The 19,388-nt window shown below is 45.6% G+C and carries 14 protein-coding genes; 2 read left to right on the top strand and 12 right to left on the bottom strand.

Features of this window, described 5'->3' with window-relative positions:
• Window positions 1-325: 325 nt before the first annotated feature.
• The 4 genes from icd to K1X61_01860 all read right to left on the bottom strand — a co-directional run bounded on the left by icd (window position 326) and on the right by K1X61_01860 (window position 9,021).
• Complete coding sequence (icd, locus tag K1X61_01875) at window positions 326-1,654, bottom strand: NADP-dependent isocitrate dehydrogenase (protein MBX7107374.1); 1,329 nt, start codon at window positions 1,652-1,654, stop codon at window positions 326-328.
• A 259-nt stretch (window positions 1,655-1,913) separates the two neighbouring features.
• Entirely contained in the window at window positions 1,914-4,286 is a 2,373-nt protein-coding gene (locus tag K1X61_01870) for a PKD domain-containing protein (GenBank protein ID MBX7107373.1), read from the bottom strand.
• A 24-nt stretch (window positions 4,287-4,310) separates the two neighbouring features.
• Window positions 4,311-6,983, bottom strand: coding sequence for a PKD domain-containing protein (locus tag K1X61_01865; protein ID MBX7107372.1), 2,673 nt, complete (start codon window positions 6,981-6,983; stop codon window positions 4,311-4,313).
• A gap of 553 nt (window positions 6,984-7,536) precedes the next feature.
• Window positions 7,537-9,021 (bottom strand): Do family serine endopeptidase, encoded by a 1,485-nt coding sequence (locus K1X61_01860; GenBank protein ID MBX7107371.1) that lies wholly within the window; start codon window positions 9,019-9,021, stop codon window positions 7,537-7,539.
• A 231-nt stretch (window positions 9,022-9,252) separates the two neighbouring features.
• Between K1X61_01860 and dapF the strand changes: the two genes are divergently transcribed.
• Window positions 9,253-10,038, top strand: a complete 786-nt coding sequence (gene dapF / locus K1X61_01855; protein MBX7107370.1) for a diaminopimelate epimerase — start codon at window positions 9,253-9,255, stop codon at window positions 10,036-10,038.
• Between the two features lie 62 nt (window positions 10,039-10,100).
• Here dapF and fmt read toward each other — a convergent pair whose 3' ends face one another.
• The gene (gene fmt / locus K1X61_01850) at window positions 10,101-10,997 is read right to left on the bottom strand and encodes a methionyl-tRNA formyltransferase (protein ID MBX7107369.1); all 897 of its coding nucleotides are present in this window, start codon (window positions 10,995-10,997) and stop codon (window positions 10,101-10,103) included.
• 93 nt (window positions 10,998-11,090) lie between these two features.
• The gene (locus K1X61_01845; protein ID MBX7107368.1) at window positions 11,091-12,227 is read right to left on the bottom strand and encodes a DUF1343 domain-containing protein; all 1,137 of its coding nucleotides are present in this window, start codon (window positions 12,225-12,227) and stop codon (window positions 11,091-11,093) included.
• Between the two features lie 358 nt (window positions 12,228-12,585).
• On the opposite strand from K1X61_01845, the gene K1X61_01840 reads away from it, so the two are divergent.
• On the top strand, window positions 12,586-13,806 hold the full coding sequence (locus K1X61_01840) for an ABC transporter permease (protein ID MBX7107367.1): 1,221 nt from the start codon (window positions 12,586-12,588) through the stop codon (window positions 13,804-13,806).
• Here K1X61_01840 and K1X61_01835 read toward each other — a convergent pair.
• From K1X61_01835 to K1X61_01810, 6 genes are all read right to left on the bottom strand, one after another.
• Complete coding sequence (locus tag K1X61_01835; GenBank protein ID MBX7107366.1) at window positions 13,799-13,993, bottom strand: hypothetical protein; 195 nt, start codon at window positions 13,991-13,993, stop codon at window positions 13,799-13,801. The genes K1X61_01840 and K1X61_01835 overlap by 8 nt on opposite strands.
• A gap of 66 nt (window positions 13,994-14,059) precedes the next feature.
• The gene (gene purB / locus K1X61_01830) at window positions 14,060-15,412 is read right to left on the bottom strand and encodes an adenylosuccinate lyase (GenBank protein MBX7107365.1); all 1,353 of its coding nucleotides are present in this window, start codon (window positions 15,410-15,412) and stop codon (window positions 14,060-14,062) included.
• Between the two features lie 246 nt (window positions 15,413-15,658).
• Window positions 15,659-16,282 carry a C40 family peptidase gene (locus K1X61_01825; GenBank protein ID MBX7107364.1) on the bottom strand — a complete coding sequence of 208 codons (624 nt, stop codon included), beginning with the start codon at window positions 16,280-16,282 and terminating at the stop codon, window positions 15,659-15,661.
• Window positions 16,248-17,753, bottom strand: a complete 1,506-nt coding sequence (locus K1X61_01820) for an NAD(P)H-hydrate dehydratase (protein MBX7107363.1) — start codon at window positions 17,751-17,753, stop codon at window positions 16,248-16,250. Before K1X61_01820 ends, K1X61_01825 begins: the two co-directional genes overlap by 35 nt.
• Window positions 17,754-17,802: 49 nt before the next feature.
• Complete coding sequence (locus tag K1X61_01815) at window positions 17,803-18,579, bottom strand: C40 family peptidase (protein MBX7107362.1); 777 nt, start codon at window positions 18,577-18,579, stop codon at window positions 17,803-17,805.
• 196 nt (window positions 18,580-18,775) lie between these two features.
• On the bottom strand, window positions 18,776-19,372 hold the full coding sequence (locus K1X61_01810) for a hypothetical protein (protein ID MBX7107361.1): 597 nt from the start codon (window positions 19,370-19,372) through the stop codon (window positions 18,776-18,778).
• Window positions 19,373-19,388 lie beyond the last annotated feature (16 nt).

The following is a 19,388-nucleotide window of genomic DNA, read 5'->3' as shown; positions in this document are numbered from 1 at the left end:
GATGTACATTTTGTGTATTCCGGCGGTAAGAAAGTGATATGAGCTCAATGCATCCATGACTGCAGGGTAACCCGCGCAGTTTGATATCCCGGAACATCTTGCGATGGCACTGAATGCTGTAAAAGATATTTATTGGAATAGCCACAGCACTTCGATACAGGTGATTAGTTGATGTGCGGATGGGCAGCATTTTTTCAGCCTGATGTAGCTGAGCAAAGAAGGCATGGTACTTTCATTCCTCATTCGTTACCGAATGAGGAATGAATCATCTTTACATTTGAAGGGTTGGAAAGCGCGCTGATTGCCTTATTGCTGGCAATCATCGTTACATGTTTTTGATGATCTCATCGCCAAACTCGGAGCACTTGAGCAAAGTAGCTCCTTCCATCTGCCGTTCGAAATCATAGGTAACACGTTTGGCTGCTATGGATTTTTCAAGGCCCGCATAGATCATTTTGGCAGCCGGCAGCCATCCCAGATGTTCCAGCATCATGGCGCCGGAAAGGATCACTGAACCCGGATTTACTTTATCCTGGTTTGCATACTTTGGAGCAGTTCCATGCGTGGCTTCAAATATGGCGTGGCCGGTTACATAATTGATGTTGGCGCCGGGCGCAATGCCGATGCCGCCAACCTGTGCAGCCAGCGCATCCGACAAATAATCACCATTGAGGTTAAGTGTGGCAATCACGTCAAAATCTTCTGGCCGGGTAAGCACCTGTTGCAAAGTGATGTCAGCGATGGCATCTTTTATCAGCAACCTGCCGGCTGCCAGGGCTGCTTTCTGCTCCGCATTGGCTGCCTCTTCTCCTTTTTCATTCTTCGTGCGTTCCCATTGCGACCAGGTATAAACCTGATCACCATATTTTTCTTGTGCCAGCTGATATCCCCAGTCACGGAATGCGCCTTCCGTAAATTTCATGATGTTACCCTTGTGCACGAGTGTCAGATTCTTTCTTTTATGCTGCAAGGCATATTCAATGGCGGCACCAATCAGCCGCTGAGAACCAATTCGTGAAACAGGTTTAATACCGATGCCCACGCATGTGTCAGGATTGGCTTTGCTCTTGGCCATCTTCAAAAATTCCTTGCCTCTTTTCTTTTCATTGAAACGGATTTTCCCGTATTGCGCAGGAAAGTTCTTCTTGAAAAACTTTAATATTTTTTCCGCTTCGGGTGTGCCGCCGGCATATTCAATTCCTGCATAAATATCTTCTGTGTTTTCGCGAAAGATGACCATGTCCACCGCTTCCGGCCTTTTTACCGGTGACGGAACCCCATTGAAATAACGTACCGGCCGCAGGCAGACATACAGGTCGAGGATCTGCCGCAACGCGACATTCAACGACCGGATACCGCCACCGACAGGTGTGGTTAACGGTCCTTTAATACCTACGAGATATTCTTTGAATGCCTCTAATGTAGCATCCGGCAGCCAGCTACCGGTTTGATTGAAGGCTTTTTCCCCTGCCAGCACTTCCTTCCAGTGAATTTTCTTTTTTCCTTTATAAGCTTTATCAACTGCTGCATCTATCACGCGTACAGCTGAACGCCAGATGTCCGGTCCTGTGCCGTCGCCTTCGATAAATGGGATGACAGGATCATTCGGGACTTTTAAATTCCCGCGGCTCATGGTAATTTTTGTTCCTTCCATTTGTTATTGTTTAATGATCGGTTAAGAATTCATGTGGCGAAAAGTAAAACGGCCCTTCATTTTCAAAATTAAAATGGAGAAACCCGTAACACGAAAATCATTCACCATAAATCAGCTATACCTGCAAAGATAAAGTTCGGAATTGATTAAGGTGGATTTTTATGACCGGCAATGAAAGATCAACATTTACCCGGCAACAATAAACGCCCCGAAGTTTTCCGGGGCGTTTGTTTCAGGTGAATGCAAAATCATCGCTCAATCACTCTATAAAAATTTTGCGGGCAATTGTTCCTTTATCAGTTTCCAGGAAAAGCAGGTAACAACCAGGGGCAAGTTCAGGTAATGAGAGCGTGATGGAGCCTTGTGTTATTGGTTGCATAAGGTCGGCCATCATTTTCCCTTGCATTGTAGTGAGGCGAATCTGCTTTACATTGAGACTGCTGCTGACTACCACGTATCCCGAAGCAGGATTAGGGAAGATGCCGAGCGTTTCACTGCCTGCCGGATCATTAATACCGGTTATCACATCAATAAGGTTGCATAACATGCTCCCGGATTGACAAAGGGAATCATACACAAACAGGCAAACATTATAAGTGCCGGCATTGGCATAAGTATGCGTTGGGTTTTGCAATGTGCTTGTATTGCCGTCATCAAAATTCCAGGAGAAGGAATGCTGTGCATTGAAACTGGAAGTGTTGGTAAAGGCGGCAGTCAGATCAGTAACTGCGGCGGTAAATCCTGCAACAGGTTGCGGCGCGATCACAATGTTGGATGATTTGGAATCAGTGCAGCCGTTGCCATTGGTAACGGTAAGCGTTACTGTGTAAAGTCCGGGCGTTCCATAACTATGCGTCGGAAAAATACTGGTACTGGTACCGCCATCGCCGAATTCCCAGTAGCGCAGCGTGACATCTCCGCTTGATGCATCATCAAAGTGAACAATGTCACCAACACAGGAAACGGGTATCGTATTAAAATCAGCTTCCGGCAATGCATTGATCACAAGATCTTGTATAACGGTATCGGAACAACCGGTTGAATTGAAAGCAATCAGTTTTACTGCATAAGTACCCGCAACGGCATAAGCATGTGCCGGTGAGGACTGTGTAGAGGTTACGCCGTCACCGAAATTCCATATCCAGGAAGTGACATTGGTAAATGGTTTTGTAACTGTTTGATCGAGAAACGTGATTAGCTGGTTCTCGCATTTTACACCAGTAGCCATGAAGTCAGCAACGATGCATACAGCAGCGCTCGTATCTTGACAATTGGCAAATGCGGAAGTGTTTCCGTTGGCATCAGTAGCAGTGGCTGTTACGGATCCTGTGACAGGCGCAGTGTATACAAATACACCATTCGCGTTGGCAGTCAGGGTAGTGAGGTAATAACTTCCTTCGCAAAAGTTGCAGCTGTCGTTGGCAAAAATTTCAACCAGCCCATTGGGAACAGTGGAGCCGGCAATGCCTGCCGGATTCACGATCTGCAATTGTGGCGCGGCAATCGCTCCGTTTGCCTGATTCAGTTTGATGCCACCGTTGCCTGACACAGTTGAATTGCAGAACATGCTGTTTCTTGTAATGGTATTGCGTACACAGGTACCATTCTGAAAAGCAATCGCTTCCTGCCCGTTTTTGGCAATCACATTGGTTTTCAGCAGCTCGCCGCCGATAATATTGTCTGCTGAACCAAAAGTGAGATAGATCCCATAACCTCCGTTTCCTAATGCAACTCCGTTGATGTTTAATCCAATTACATTGCCTTGAATGGCGGAATTGGAAAGTACACCGTAGATGCCGCTGTTCAGATTCCCTGAAATGAGATTTCGCTCAAAGAGTGAATCACCGCCGACTTCAATATTATTATTGATGCCAGTACAGTAAATGCCATAAGCATTAGGTTGTGCAATAACACCGGATGGGCTTGTGCCGATGTTATTACTGTTAATATCCACGAAGGTGGCATTCTGCAGCCGTATTCCATTGTTGTTGCCAGAAATAACATTATAGGCCAGCAGTGTTTTCCCGCCGATACTAACGAGGTAAGAGTTCACCACCTTAATGCCATCGCCTGTTGCTCCGGTAATCATCACACCGGCAGTATCCACACCAATCAGGTTGCCTTGTAAGGCCGCATGATTGGTAAATTCGATATCAATGGCGGAGGTGCTGCAGTTAAATATAACGTTGCCTTTTTGAATGGCGCCTACTTTCGAATAAGTTCCGTTGATAATAATTCCATTCTCAAATTTATTGATAAAGAATCCATAGGCTTCACAGGAGTCGGCATAGAAAGCAAATGCCTGTTGCATACCGGTTGCATTCGTTGTCAGTTGAATGCGTGCATAAGAAATACCGAATGCATTACCCAGTGGTTGCGTCGTGGCATCAATAATAGTTGGCCCCGTTACATCAGGCAGTACGGTTTGCAGCGTTATGGTTCTCGATGCAACGTCGCCTGCAGGAATATCAAAATTAATCTTGTCGTTGCCGGCATGGTTATTAGCATCTGTAATTGCCTGCCGCAAAGAGCCCGGCCCGCTGTCCTGGTTATTGATTACCGTAAACACATCGGCCTTTGCCAATTGAAGTACACTGATAAACAGGATGGAGGCTATAAGTCTCAACTTCATGTAAGAAGTATTTTTGTTAAAAAATTATTCCTGTTGAAGAATCAATATTTTCTTCATATAAATTTTGTCATCCAGTTTCATCTCCAGGTAGTACAAACCGTTTGTGGTATCCGCAAGGCGTAATGAAAGTGTAGGGGTGCTCAGCGGAAGATCGTTCCATCTTTGCATCTCCATGCCCATGGTATTTAGCAACCTGAGTGATTGGATGCTGGCTGAAGCAGGCAGATTGTCAAGGAAAATCCTGTCTGTAGCTGGATTGGGGTAAACATTGGTATTGCTCAACCATTCCGGTTCATCAACGCCTACAATTACGAATACGTTTTTACAGGTGGTGTCATTGAGCCCGCAGGTATTGTCTAACACAATCATACAAACGAGGTAGTTATCTGTTGAAGGGAAGGTGTGTGTCGGACTGACCTGATTGCTGGTTGCGCCGTCACCGAATTTCCATTTAACATCAAAGTCAGCCGGAAATACAGAAGTATTGGTAAAGAAAACCGTATTGCCTGAAACGACAAAGGTAAAATCGGCTTCACCGCCGGATACAACCTCCACTTGTTTGCTGACGGTAGATGCACAACCGAGGCTATTTTCTACTGTTAAATCCACGGTATAGATGCCGGAAGCGAGGTAAGCATGCGAAGGATTTTGAAGCGTGCTGGTATCACCATCACCAAAATCCCAATGCCATGATACCACACTGTCGCCCACCCCGGCCGTTGAAAGATCTGTAAACGTCGCAGCTTCCAGGGGGCATAAGAGCGGCAATACCGAAAAATCTGCAGAAGGTGCAGACTGAATGTTTACTGTCAGCGTGTCGGTACCAGGGCAGCCATCGCTGTTGAGCACCGACATCACTACGGTATAAAATCCGGGTTCTTCATAAGCATAATCAAATTCATTGAAGAAAGAGGTCGTACCATCACCAAGGTCCCACGCCCAGGAAACGATAAAGGTGCCGCTGATGGGTATCGAAACATCTTTAAAATGCAGTACCGTGCCGATACAGCCAACGCTGTCTGCGGAAATGATCGTATTGATACCTTCGGCGATAGTGATGAGTTGTGTGGTGGTATCAGTACATCCGGATGTGGTGCCCACCACGAGTTGCACCGTATAATTTCCGGGTGATGTATAAACGTGCGATGGATTGGTTTCAGTGGAATAGCTGTTATCGCCAAAATCCCACTCCCATGAGCTGATTGTCAGGCCTGGTGCGGGCAGCGACTGATCGGTAAAAGTAATGTTGACATTACTGCAGGCTTCGCTGGATGATGCCGCAAAGCCGGAGATAATGCAACTGGTGCTGGAAGTATCCTGGCAGGTTGCAAAAGCGGAAGTGTTTCCAACAGCATCATTGGCAGTCACGGTAACCTTACCGGAAGAATTTACATTGGCAATGAAAATTCCGGATCCATCTGCATCAATAGTGGCAAGAAACGTGGCTCCCTCACACTTCTCACAGGTACTGGCAGCATACACATCTACCTGCGAATAAGGCTGCGCATAACCTGAAATGTAGGTTGGTGTTACAATCACGATGATTGGAGGAAGGATGCCCTGGTTACCGCCATTGGTAACGATGCCTCCGGTGCCCGTTGTCTGTGAGTTGCAATAGATATGGTTGGTGCGGATGGAAATATTTTTCACGCCTTCATTCTGAAAATATATTGCTTCACTGCCGTTGTAAGCAATGGTATTTCCAACGCCGGCGGTGGTTCCTCCAATCACGTTGTCATGCGAGAGGTTCCGGAAGTAAATGCCGTAGGTTCCATTGCCCAGCGGCAAAGTGCCGGTAGCATCCACGCCGATATAATTACCGTCAATCAGCGAAGAATAGATTTCCAAATCAAAACCTGCAGCGCTGTTGCCGGAAATCAGATTTCTCTCTTTAACTGAATCACCGCCTATTTCGCAGTTATAAGTTCCCTGCGTCATTACTATGCCGTTGGTATTTGGCACTGCAAAAGCGCCGTTATAGTCTGTGCCTATATAATTACCCTGAATATCGATGAATTTACTGTCTGCCACATAAATACCATTGTTGTTGCCTGATATAGTGTTTCGAACACCGGCCTGCTTTCCGCCAATCGTTATTTTTTTTGATCCAGAGATATAAATGCCATTGGCCGTTGGAGCTGCAACGGCACTGCCTAATGTATCGGTTCCGACAAAGAGTGAAAGAAATGATCCGGTGATAACATTGGTGACCTTGATGCAGTTGGACGTGCAATCATTTATCACGTTGCCGAAATTCACGGCTCCGAATTTAAAATCGCCACCTGAAATGATGACGCCGTCAACAAAATGGTGAATATATAAACCATAGATCTCACAATCTGCGGCAGCTACAACAAGGGCTGAAGTGAGATAGTCGGCCGCTTTGATCTGAATCTTTGCATTCGTGATACCAAAACTACCGCCTGTCGGCTGAGATGTTCCATCAATCACTAATGGATCCGTAATGGAAGGCAAAGGGAAAATAGCACTGAGTGTGATGGTTCTGCTCGCAACACTTCCTACCGGAATATTAAAATACACGGAGTCCTTACCAATGTGATTGTTTGCACTGGTAATAGCGCCACCCAATGAGCCTGTTCCGCTCGGATTGTTATTGGTTACATAATAGATGCTGGCCAGTGATGATTTAAGTGTAAAGCAACACAGCAGCAAGCTTAAGAGGTAGAATTTTTTCATGGTATTATTGGAAATTTCGGCGAAGTTAAAACAAAGTGACTGTATATCATTAAGTTGGTGCCAATTGATGTCTGCAAATGCGATTTCCGGCTATGAAACATGACAATATGCTTACAAATCATTTTCAATACCTGCAGGTATGTATCCGGGTAAAAGCCATGTCAGCGACCGGCTTCCTGCCTTCAGCATCAATGTGGATTCGCATTATACCTTACAGAGCAGCCTGAGTTTATCCAAAAAGGCACACTCTTTAAGGTTTGCTGAACATCTTTGTGTTTCGGCATCTTTCAATGAATTGCGGGGAAGCAGATCTCACAGCCGCGTTTGATTTTAGGTTCAGTGAAATGCTGTATGCAATTTAATTGCCTGCAAATTTCCGGCGGTAAGGCAAATATGGGAACAGGCAAATCAATCACAATGGAAATATTCAAAACCCCTTGTTTAAGGTTATTGCTTATGGCTGCGTGGTTCGAAAACAAGATATTGCTGTAATAAAAAAAGGGTCGCAGTTTTGTAGCTGCAACCCTTTGGTAAGATGTATTATGCAGGCCTTTCAGAGACCAAATGCATAAAAGTATTGACCCGGATAGTCAGGATACCTTCCTTCTATCATTACGCCACCTTTCTTATTTGCAAGAATGGATTTTAATTCATCCACCGTTCGCACCGGTTTATTATCGACTTTGGTAATGATGAAACCGGCTTTCATATTGGTGTTCGCACTGAGTTTTCCGTCCATCAGCTTACTTACTCTTACGCCACTGGTGAGACCCAGTTGATTCAGTTCTTTATCGCTTAGATTCTGAAATTCCGCTCCAAGTGCGGCAATGGCTGAGGCTTCATCCTTTTTAAGGTATGAAGTATTGCCTTCATTATTTTTCAGGATCACATCCACGGTTTTTTCTTTTCCGTCGCGCAGGTAAGTGACAGTGATTTTATCACCAGGGTGATAACGCGAAACCTGTTCCTGCAACTCAGGGGAAGTATTTACTATGGTACTGTTTACTTTCGTGATGATATCACCGGCTTTTAGTCCGGCCGTTTCGCCTGCACCACCGGGTTTTACCCCATCAACATATACACCTGTAAGATTTTTTGCATCAAGCCCTTTTTCTTTGGCAAGGTCGGCATTGAGGGTAGCGATCTGTACACCAAGGAAACCACGCTGCACCATGCCGAACTTCATAAGGTCATTCACCACTTTTGAAACAATATTTACCGGAACGGCAAAGGAATAACCGGCAAATGTGCCGGTAGGAGTAGCGATTGCTGAATTAATTCCGACCAGTTCGCCGTTAATATTCACCAACGCTCCACCACTGTTTCCCGGATTTACTGCCGCATCAGTTTGAATAAAAGATTCTACCGCAGCAGTATCCCTGCTGGCCAGCAGGTTGATATTTCTGCCTTTGGCACTCACTATGCCAGCCGTAACGGTTGACTCAAGGTTAAACGGATTACCTACTGCCAGCACCCACTGACCAACTTCCACGGAGTCTGAATTGCCAAAAGCAATAAAAGGAAGATTCTTCTCATCAATTTTCAGCAAGGCAATATCAGTGGAAGGATCTGTGCCTACCACCTTCGCTTCATAACTCTGTTTATCGGCTAATATGACCTCAATCTTATCACCGTCATCAATAACGTGGTTATTCGTTACAACATAGCCGTCATCTGAAATTATTACGCCTGAACCTGATGATTCGGAAGGTTGCTGCTGTGCGAAAGGTGAAAACTGATCACCGAAGAAATCACGGAATGGATTGTACTGATCGTTGCGCGAAACCTGGCGGGGAGCATAACTGGTTTTAATGTGTACCACGCCCGGTGTTGTGCGTTTTGCGGCATACCTGAAATCCAGTGTTGCCGGCACTTCACTGTTGCCTGCATAGCTCACTTGTGCAAATCGCGCCGCAGAAGCTTGCTTTTCTTCGAAGGTGCGCAGCTGATTGTTATCAAGATAACGATATGCACCAACAGCAATCAGCGCACTCACAATAGCCACAAAGGCTGTAAGACTCAGATTTCTCAATTTCATGGGTTTCATTTTTTTAGGATGATTTTGTCTGTCAAAAAATATGCCTCGAAGAACGAAGGTAGAACAGTTAAATTTGCACCGCTTTTACTTTAACTAAATTTTAACGGCAACGGAAGATTTAACAGCTGTGCAATTAAATTGGTTCATGCAATAGAAAGCATAGCAGGCTACCTTTGGCAAGTGCGTAAAGCATGTTCCGAAAAATCCAACTTTGCCTATTCTTTCTGTTACATGCAACTTTCATTTGAGAAATACCATGGTGCAGGCAACGATTTCATACTCGTTGACAACTCGCTGCATACCTTCCCCAAAGAAACATCCCTGATCGCACAACTTTGCCACCGGCATTACGGTATTGGTGCCGATGGCCTGATATTGCTGGAGAAACATCCTGATTTTGATTTTGAAATGCAGTATTACAATGCCGATGGGAGGCCCGGATCAATGTGCGGAAATGGTGGCAGGTGCGCTGTAATATTTGCCCGTAAATCAGGATTCATTGGTGAAAAGGCTAACTTTTTGGCAGTTGACGGGCCACATTCGGCAACTATTGCGGCTACGGGTCAGGTAAAAATTTCAATGAGTCCGGTGAAGGCAGTGGAGGTTACCGGTGACGGCTATGTTTTAAATACGGGTTCACCGCATCTGGTAAAATTTATGGATAATATTCAGGATATGGATGTAGTGGCAGAAGGAAGAAAAATCAGGTATGGAGATATGTATCGTGCCGATGGCATCAACGTTAATTTTGCTGAATTATCGGGCACCGGTTGCCGTATGCGCACTTATGAACGGGGCGTTGAAAATGAAACCTTGTCATGCGGCACCGGTACGGTGGCAGTGGCCATTGCAGCATCGGTACGACAGGAGAATAATGCGCATTCACAGGTGTATGACATTCAGGCCATTGGCGGGCAGCTTAAAGTGTACTTCAGCAAGGATGCAAAAGCACATTACACCAATATTTTTTTAGAAGGCCCCGTGCAACAGGTATTTGCCGGCACAACAACAATCTGAAATGTGAATGTGGCATTGATGAAGATAAGCAGCTATTCCACTCAAGCCTGATTTGTGAAAAGCTAATCAAGGCGGAAGCCGCGTAAGAATTCCTGCACCTGCATTTGTTTTTTGCCTTCCATTTTCAATTCTTCTACGGCAATCATTCCATCAGCCGCTGCAAAATGGAGGTATGTTTTTCCATCCGTGGAAATGGTTCCGGCCGGCAGGGTGTGTGATGCAATTATTTTTTTTGCAGAGAGTATCTTCATCACCTTGCCCTTCACCATGGTGAAAGCGGAAGGATAGGGAGCTAATCCCCGTATCTGGTTAAAGATAACATGCACCGGCTGATGCCAGTCAATCCGGCAATGGTGGCTGAAAATCTTCGGCGCTTTTTTCAGGTCAACGCTTTCTTCCTGCTGAAGCTGAGGATAGTTGCCGCTTTCAATGGCCTTGACTGTCTTCAGCACCAATCCGGCGCCTGTCATCTTCAGCCGATCGTGTAGTTCGCCGGCGGTTTCATTTTCTCCTATCTGCAGCTTTTCCCGGAAAAGTATTTTACCGGTGTCAATTTCATGTTGCAGGAAAAATGTTGTCACACCCGTTTCTTTTTCTCCATTCATAATAGCCCAGTTAATAGGCGCCGCGCCGCGATATTGCGGCAAGAGCGATGCATGCAGGTTGAATGTTCCGAGGGAAGGCAATTGCCAAATCACTTCGGGCAGCATTCTGAAGGCAACAACAATTTGCAGATCTGGTTGCAAAGCACGGAGGCCGTGAATGAATGCATCATCTTTTAACTTAACCGGTTGAAAGAGAGGCAGCCCGTTTTCAACGGCAAATTTTTTCACTGCCGATTGTTGAAGGTGCAAACCACGTCCGGCAGGTTTGTCGGGCGCAGTAATGACGGCAACGATATTATATTGCGCTTGCAGCAATAGTTGCAGTGAGGGAACGGCAAACTCCGGCGTGCCCATGAATACAATCTTCAGTTTCTGCTCAGGTGCATTCATTTGATAACTTTTCCTTTTTATTGATTTGCTGTTGCTGCGCTTCGGTATATCCGTCGTTCAGCCGCCCGCGAAATCAGGATACAATAAATATTTCTTCCGCAAGGTTTTGAACTGTGTCAGGGCCGGTTCCCAGCTTCTGCGGATCTCCATTTCAGGCGTTCCGGCCTGTATTTGTTTTCGTAAATGATCCGTTCCTGCCAGCTTATCAAAAAATGCAGTGAAGAATTTATCCTTTTCCGGGTACGAAGTATAAAAATCTACTACCCAATGCAGCATCAGCCTTGGATTATCACGGAAGAATCCGGTATTCAACCCCGACAAATCATAGCCTTTGCAGACCTGGTTCAGGTAAGGAGGTTCTTTTGCGCCGGCCATGCTTTTCGGATTGAATCCGGCATTGCCATTTTTAAATCCGGGATAGCCGATGAGCATAAACGGACGGTCAGTGCCGCGCCCTACACTCACAGGTGTTCCTTCCAGTAAACAAATGGATGGATACAAATGGATGGCTGTCATGGATCGAAGGTTGGGCGAAGGTTGGATGGGCAAATCGTAAAATGTGGAATGATCATACCCTTCGCATAAAATATAACTGAGATTGCAGACTGCTTTCGTGGCCAGCCATTGTTCGCCGACCAGCATGCGGGCATACTCAGCAGGTGTCATCCCGTAAACTACCGGCACAGGATCCATGCCTACAAAGGAAGCATAGGCCGGCTGCAATACCGGACCATCTACATAGTATCCATTCGGATTCGGCCGGTCGAGGACAAGCAATGGTTTGTTGTTTTCAGCACAGGCCTCCACCACGTAATGCAAGGTGGAGATGTAAGTATAAAACCTGACCCCAACATCCTGTATGTCATATACAACGAGGTCAATGCCGGCAAGATCTTCCGGCGCCGGCTTTAGTTTGTTGCCATAGATAGAGACGATGGCTATACCGGTTCTTTCATCAATGCTTCCTGCAATGTTTTCCCCTGCATCGGCATCTCCCCTGAAACCGTGTTCAGGTGCAAATATTTTTTTGATGTGGATGCCGAGATCTGTCAGTGTATCGGCGAGATGCTTTTTGCCAACAACAGAAGTTTGATTCACCACGAGTGCAATCTCTTTGCCCTTCAGTGACGGCAGGTACTGATCCATCCTCTCGGCGCCAACCACAACGTTTGCGGAAGAAAAACCGGGCCGCATACAGTGAGAAATAACCAATATTGCAAACAGTGCAATAGTCTTTTTAGAAACGGATGTAAGCCGGTAACTGCTTATTTGCATAAATTTAGCGCTGAGATGAAAACGATAAAGGTAAGACAACCTGCTGCACCGGAAGCCGGGTTCGATTTCTAAGCTGAGAAACAGTAACGCGGAAATGCCAACGCACTGTAAGCAGATTCTGTTTTGATCCGGTTGCATTGATTTGCAGAAGAGGTCGCCGGCTTTCATCAGCGGTACCTGGCGAAATTACCGAAGTATGTCGTTATGAATGAATGTTAATGGAAATTGTCTGCAGCATAAAAATGCATTGTGATGGAGGTGCTATGAATTCCCGATGATGAAGATATCCTATTTTATTGCGCGGCGACTGGCATTTTCAACCGGCAAATCTTTTTCACGGCTTATTGTTCGTGTGGCAGTAACTGCAGTGGCACTAAGTGTGGCGGTTATGATTGTGGCAGGAGCAATAGTGAATGGATTTCAGCAGGAAATAAGTGAGAAGGTATTTGGATTCTGGGGACATATAACGGTCAGGAGCATGGAACAGGGCAGGTCGTATGGCGAAATTCCCATTTCAGTCAGTCAGCCATTTTATCCGAAACTGGAAAAAGTACCCGGTATCCGGCATATTCAGGTGTTTGCCACAAAAGCAGGTATCCTGAAAACAAATAAGGAAATCGAAGGCATCGTACTGCGTGGCATTGCAAACGATTTCGACTGGACATTTCTGAAAAATTACCTCGTGGAAGGAAAAATACTCCTTGCAGGTGATTCCGCTGCACGCAGGCAGATCATGATTTCCAGGACTACTGCCGGCCGGTTAAACCTGAAAGTGGGCGATGATGTGATTGTATATTTTGTACAACAGCCGATGCGTTACCGGAAACTCACTGTCGCCGGAATCTATAAAACAGGACTTGATGAGTATGACCGTCTTTATGCTATTGTAGATATAGCCTTACTGCAGAAAATAAATAACTGGACAAGCAGTGAAGTAGGCGGCTTTGAAATCTTTATCAATAACGTCAGTGAACTGGACAGGATGGGAGCCCTGATCAACAGCGAATACATTGGGCAGGAACTGGAAGCGAAGACAATGAAGCAGGTGAATCCAAATTTATTCGACTGGCTTGACCTTCAGACGATGAATGAGATTGTGATCATACTGCTTATGATACTCGTGGCGATAATTAATATGACCACCGTTCTGCTCATCCTTATTCTTGAACGAACCAACATGATTGGTATCCTGAAATCTCTTGGAGCTTCAGATTGGATGATCCGCAGGATATTCCTGTATCACGCTGCCTATATCACCGGCCTTGGCCTGTTGCTGGGAAATATTTTCGGCATCGGTTTATGCCTTGCGCAGAAATACCTGCAGATCATCACCCTGCCGGAGGAATCCTACTATGTATCCGTGGCACCTGTGCTGATGGATCCGGTTTATATACTGGCTATCAATGCCGGAACAATGCTCATCTGCCTGCTGACGCTGATTATACCTTCATACCTTGTGGCCCGCATAACACCCGTGAAAGCCATTCGCTTCAAGTAATTGCAGAACTTTTATTTTTTCCCGTCGTGCTCACCTCTTTTTCGTCGGATTGCCTGTTGAAACCATACGGACAATGCAGGCAACCACTTTTGCAGCAGAATCCTCTTTTCAGGTGATAGGCAGCGGTAAATACAAACAGTCCGTCACTGTTTACATAATAATCAATCCCTTCTTTTAATGGCGCCATGCACGTTGCTCTTGTAATAAATACGGGTCGGTATGAATTTAACAGTGAGGTATAACGGCTGGAAAACTAGATGGTAAATGTGCCGGTATAGTTATTCGGGCTTATCTTCCTCAGTTCGTCTTTTACTGCATCACTCACATTCAGCGTAAGAATAAAAGCATCTATATCATGCTTCGTAATCTTATGGTTATTGCGTGTTAATTCTTTAAGGGTATTGTAAGGGTCAGGATAATTCTCCCGTCGCAGGATGGTTTGAATGGCTTCTGCCACCACCGCCCAGTTGTTGTCGAGATCGTATTGCAGGGCTGCTTCATTTAAAATCAATTTGTTTAATCCTTTCAGGATCGATTGCAGTGCAATAGCCGTATGTGCAATCGGTACACCGATGTTTCTCAATACAGTGGAATCCGTCAGATCGCGCTGCAACCTCGATACCGGTAGTTTTGAAGAAAAATGTTCAAAGAGGGCATTCGCGATGCCAAGGTTTCCTTCAGCATTTTCAAAATCTATCGGATTTACTTTATGTGGCATAGCCGACGACCCGACTTCACCGGCTTTAATTGTTTGCTTGAAATAATCCATGGAGATATAGAGCCATACATCGCGGCAGAGATCAATCAGGATGGTGTTGATTCGCTTCAGCGCATCGAAGGTGGCCGCAAGATTATCGTAATGTTCAATTTGCGTAGTATGCTGTGAACGCTTCAGGCCCAGCGTCTGATTCACAAATAAATCGGCGAAGGCCTTCCAGTCTGTATCCGGAAAAGCAACAATATGCGCATTGAAGTTGCCCGTGGCACCACCGAATTTTGCTGAGAACGGTATCGCTGCCAGTTGTTCATACTGCACCATCAGCCGTTCTGCAAATACATAAAGTTCTTTCCCCAAAATAGTGGGTGAAGCGGGTTGACCATGTGTCCGGGCCAGCATGGCCACATTTTTCCAGGCCAGTGATTTTTCTTTGATCAGCCCGGTCACCTGCGTGAGCAATTGCTTGTAATCCTGTACCAGGTAGTCTCTGAGCAGCTGCGGGATCGCCGTATTGTTGATGTCCTGCGAGGTGAGGCCGAAGTGAATGTATTCTACAAATGCACCACATCCCATCAACTCAAATTTTTCGCGCAGGAAATATTCCACTGCTTTTACATCGTGATTAGTGACTTTTTCGATCTCCTTGATGCGTAAGGCATCAGCTTCGGTAAAATGCCTGTACAATGCACGTATGTCTTCAACAATATTATGATCAAAGGTCTTCAGAGCGGGAATGCCCTGCGATGCCAAGGCAATAAAGTATTCGACTTCCACCAGTATACGGTAACGGATAAGTGCATATTCAGAAAAATATTGCGACAGTGCACTGATCTTATCACGGTATCTGCCGTCAACAGGAGAAATGGCAGTGAGCGGTGTGAGCTTCATCACGCAAAGATAAGCGAGCAGAATTATCTGCGTGGTAAAAACCGGTTTTTCCGGGACCTGTCATTTTTTATTGCAAGGGATGCTCATTTGACTAGTTGTCGGATTTATCAGGAAATGCCGTGCCTTCAATTTTTAAGTTGACGTTTGAAAATGCAAAATGTAGGTTACGCCGCTTCGGCAGGTCGTTATCGTTACACATTCATTTTACCGGCAAATGGCAGAATCGATGAATGAACAAAGCAGGGTTCATTGTTTCACCCTTCCACCTCCGGTGAAATATTTGCTATAATAGGCATCATTCAGATCACTGATGATCACACCAGCCTTCGCGGTGGAGTGAATAAACTTGTCATTTGCAAGGTACACTCCCATGTGACTCACTTCATCACTGTTGATATCGAAGAATACAAGATCCCCTTCTTTAAGTTTGTTTTTTGCGACGGGTTCCGTCTGCCTTGAAATGTCGGCGGAACTGCCGGTAACGGATTTATGATACACTTCCTGCAGCAACAAAATAGACAGCCTCGAGCAATCGATCCCTGATTTTGAATTGCCGCCATACTGGTAAGGCGTATACATCCATTCGTCAATAAAGTCGAAGAGTGCAAGGTTATTTACGGCAGTCTGCGATCCCAGCACTCCCTGGTATTTTTCCTGGTAAGCAACCAGCCTTGCGGCGTTTATGGCATCAAGCTCACGGGCTTTTCCGCTAAGGCCGGAAGGAGGTGGTTTATTGATTGACCTTGATGCATCAGGCTTTGAAGCGGCAGTCTTCTTTTGTGTGCTGCAGGAAGCCAGCAGCATCAGCACGATCATTGAGAGCAGGAAGGTCTTGCTACTGTTCAGCTGACAAAGTATTAAATGCGGCACCAATGGAGGCAATGATATCACCTGCGAGCAAAGATTGTTCTGATTCCTTTTCCATAGCCAGATCACCGGCTAAGCCATGCAGATAGACGCCAAGGAGGCAGGCATTCAGTTGATCATAATGTTGTGCCAGCAAGCCCGTAATAATACCTGTGAGCACGTCGCCACTGCCGCCTTTCGCCATTCCCGGATTGCCTGTTGGATTAAAGTAACTGATGCCTTCAGGTGTGGTAATGCAGGTGTAAGCTCCTTTCAGCACAATGTAAATGGAATGTTGTTTTGAAAGCTTCAATTGCAACTCATGCCTGTCTTGCCAGTTGTAAGTGGGCCCTGCCAGCCTTTCAAATTCTTTGAGATGCGGTGTGATGATACTGTTGACAGGAAGCATACGCATGCCTTTCTTCTGTCTTGAAATAATATTCAGGGCATCTGCATCAAAGACTGCCGGAACAGTCATGTTTTTCATTAATGCAAGCAGCGCAGTGGTGGCAGATTTTCCTGTACCAATCCCAGGCCCCAAACCGGCAGCAGAGAAAGCATCCCGGTTAATTGATTTTTTATGCCTGGTGCCTAACGTCATAGTCATCGCTTCCGGAATGGCGATGTTGAGAGTGGCTACTGTAGTTTCACCTGCCAGTAGCGTGGTAAGTCCTGCGCCGGCGCGCATGCATGCTTTTCCGCAGAGGATAGCCGCGCCCATCTTTTCCAGGCTTCCGGCATGAATAAATGCATGACCGAATTTTCCTTTGTGATCAAACTTCCCGCGGTTCATCAATATCATCCGAATGTCCTTCTGTTCGGTAATAAAATGATCAGTGGTAACGGCTTGCAGGAAGCCCTCGTGCAAGCCGATGGAAACGATATCAAGCCGGCCTGCTGTCATTGCGTTCTCCGGAAATAAAAAAGACAGCTTCGGTTGTTGAAAGGTAATCGTATGATGCGCCATCAATACATCGCCGCTACTCCAGCGATCAGCAAACAAACCACTTGGAATGTCAACAGCAACACGGATGCATAGCTGTTTATTAAGATAACCCACAAGCTTTGCCGGCAGACCTGACAAGGGCCGGTTGAGGCCTGATCCAAACAGCGCGTCGATAATCACCGCATCATGTTCTATTGCCGGGAAGTCTGCCTCATCCGTAATCGTATGTACAGCTGAAGCATCAATTTGCTGCAGGCGAGAAAGGTTTACCTGCAGATCGGGGGAATATTGCTGGTCGCCGGCAAGCAGATAAACGGTTGTCCGGTAATTTTTTTGCTGTAACAACCGGGCAATGGCAAGGCCGTCTCCACCGTTATTTCCAAATCCGCAGAAGAGATAAACGCTGCTTTCCACCGAATAGGATGATACAAACACACTTGTAAATGCTTCAGCGGCACGCTCCATCAGATCAACGCTCAGTACAGGTTCGTGTTCAATGGTATATTGATCGGCTTCCTTTATCTGAGTTGCAGAAAGTATTTTGATCACACGTCTTCGTATTGGTTGGCACTTCTGTTTTTGTCACTAAATTTTCACTTCAGCTGATCATTCTTTTTATCAGCCTCAGCTGATGGGAATACTTCTTTTGTTCTTCTTGGAAGATGCCATAATGATCAATCGTATCAATCCTTACACGGCCGGAAGCATGAATGATCTGTTGATTTTCCAGGATAATGCCTACATGATTAATTCTTCCTTCTTCATTTTGAAAAAATGCAAGGTCTCCGGCACGTGCCTGATCGATGAAGCTGATTAATACCCCTTGCTCACTCTGTTGCCATGCATCGCGGCGAAGCTGTATTCCTGCGAGCTTGAACACCACATTGGTAAAACCGGAACAGTCAATGCCGAAGACTGATCTGCCACCCCACAGATAGGGTGTATTGAGAAAGCTGCGGGCAAATGCGGGTATTTGTTCAGACGCACCGGGTGATGCAGGATCAGCCACCCGTCCGTTGTAAGTAAATTCTTCTTCATTGATCCTGAAACTGCCATCGCGGTAAAAGGGTAAGGAACTGCCGGTCAGCAGCTGCAACGACCGGAATTTGCTTTGCGCAATGCCGGTGGTATCAATGGTGCAGGAATTGGGTGCTGCTGTCAGTTCCCTGAAAGTTTTCAGTGTGATGGGCTGTACCTGTTTTTCATCAATCCAGCCGTCGTAACTGTCCCAGTAGGAGCGGATACGCAGCCATTGCTTCGCACGTTCCTGCACTTCCATCACTTCACCAAAAAGGATCTGAGAAATCATCTCGCTCTTTTCAGAAGTTTCCGCGCGCAGGGGAATTACCGACAAATCACAAATGGCAAAATTCAAGGGTAGTAAATTTCTTTTGAAGTTATTTTAACAATGCGGTTTGCGATCACAATCATCGTAAAACTAAGGAAAGAAATTTCACGCTGTTGCAGTACATGCAGTTTTGCAGTAATGGATGAAGCAATGAATTTTAATTCGCTCAAAAATCGCTGATCAGTGATTGCTTTTTCTGCTGCAGGCTGCATTGATTGCAGCATTAAAAATAGCTCCGTTGCTTTTGCACGAAATCGCCTTTCACTGCAAGATCTGTTACGCCAAAAAGGATCATTTGCTGTTTTGATTTGATGATGTAAGTTTTAAGAGGTTCGAGGTAAAGATCTTCCGTATTGGAATAGATAATATTTTGTGACTGGTTATTGATATGAATAAGTTTTACGGTTTCTTCCGGCAGTGTAAATGTAATTTCCATCAATGATGTTCGTAGTTTGGGATCCGTACTGCGATACACGATTTGTTTTTGAGTGCTGTCAATGAAGATGGTGTCTGCCTTATATTTTCCGGAATATGCCACCTTATTTATGTCTGAAGCATAGAACAACGACAACTCCTTTCGCCAGTCCGTCCATGGCATTTCATGCTGATCAGTATTGAGGTTAATACTGGATGTTTTCAATACAAGAAATGAATCCTTATATAATGTTTCCACCTGCTGATCCAGGAAACCTGAAAGGTCGAAATAAGTTGGATTCCCATTGGATGCAGGAGTCATCTGGCAGGAGTTCATAGCTAATGTTGCTGCTATGAACATACCGGTGACTGTTTTTGATAGTTGATTTCCGGCTGGTTTCATCATTTTTTAACAGTGTGCA

It is taken from the genome of Chitinophagales bacterium (genome assembly GCA_019694975.1).
GTDB lineage: Bacteria > Bacteroidota > Bacteroidia > Chitinophagales > UBA10324 > JACCZZ01.
The sequence above is the reverse complement of the archived record's forward strand: the minus strand, read 5'-3'. Positions and strand labels throughout refer to the sequence as shown.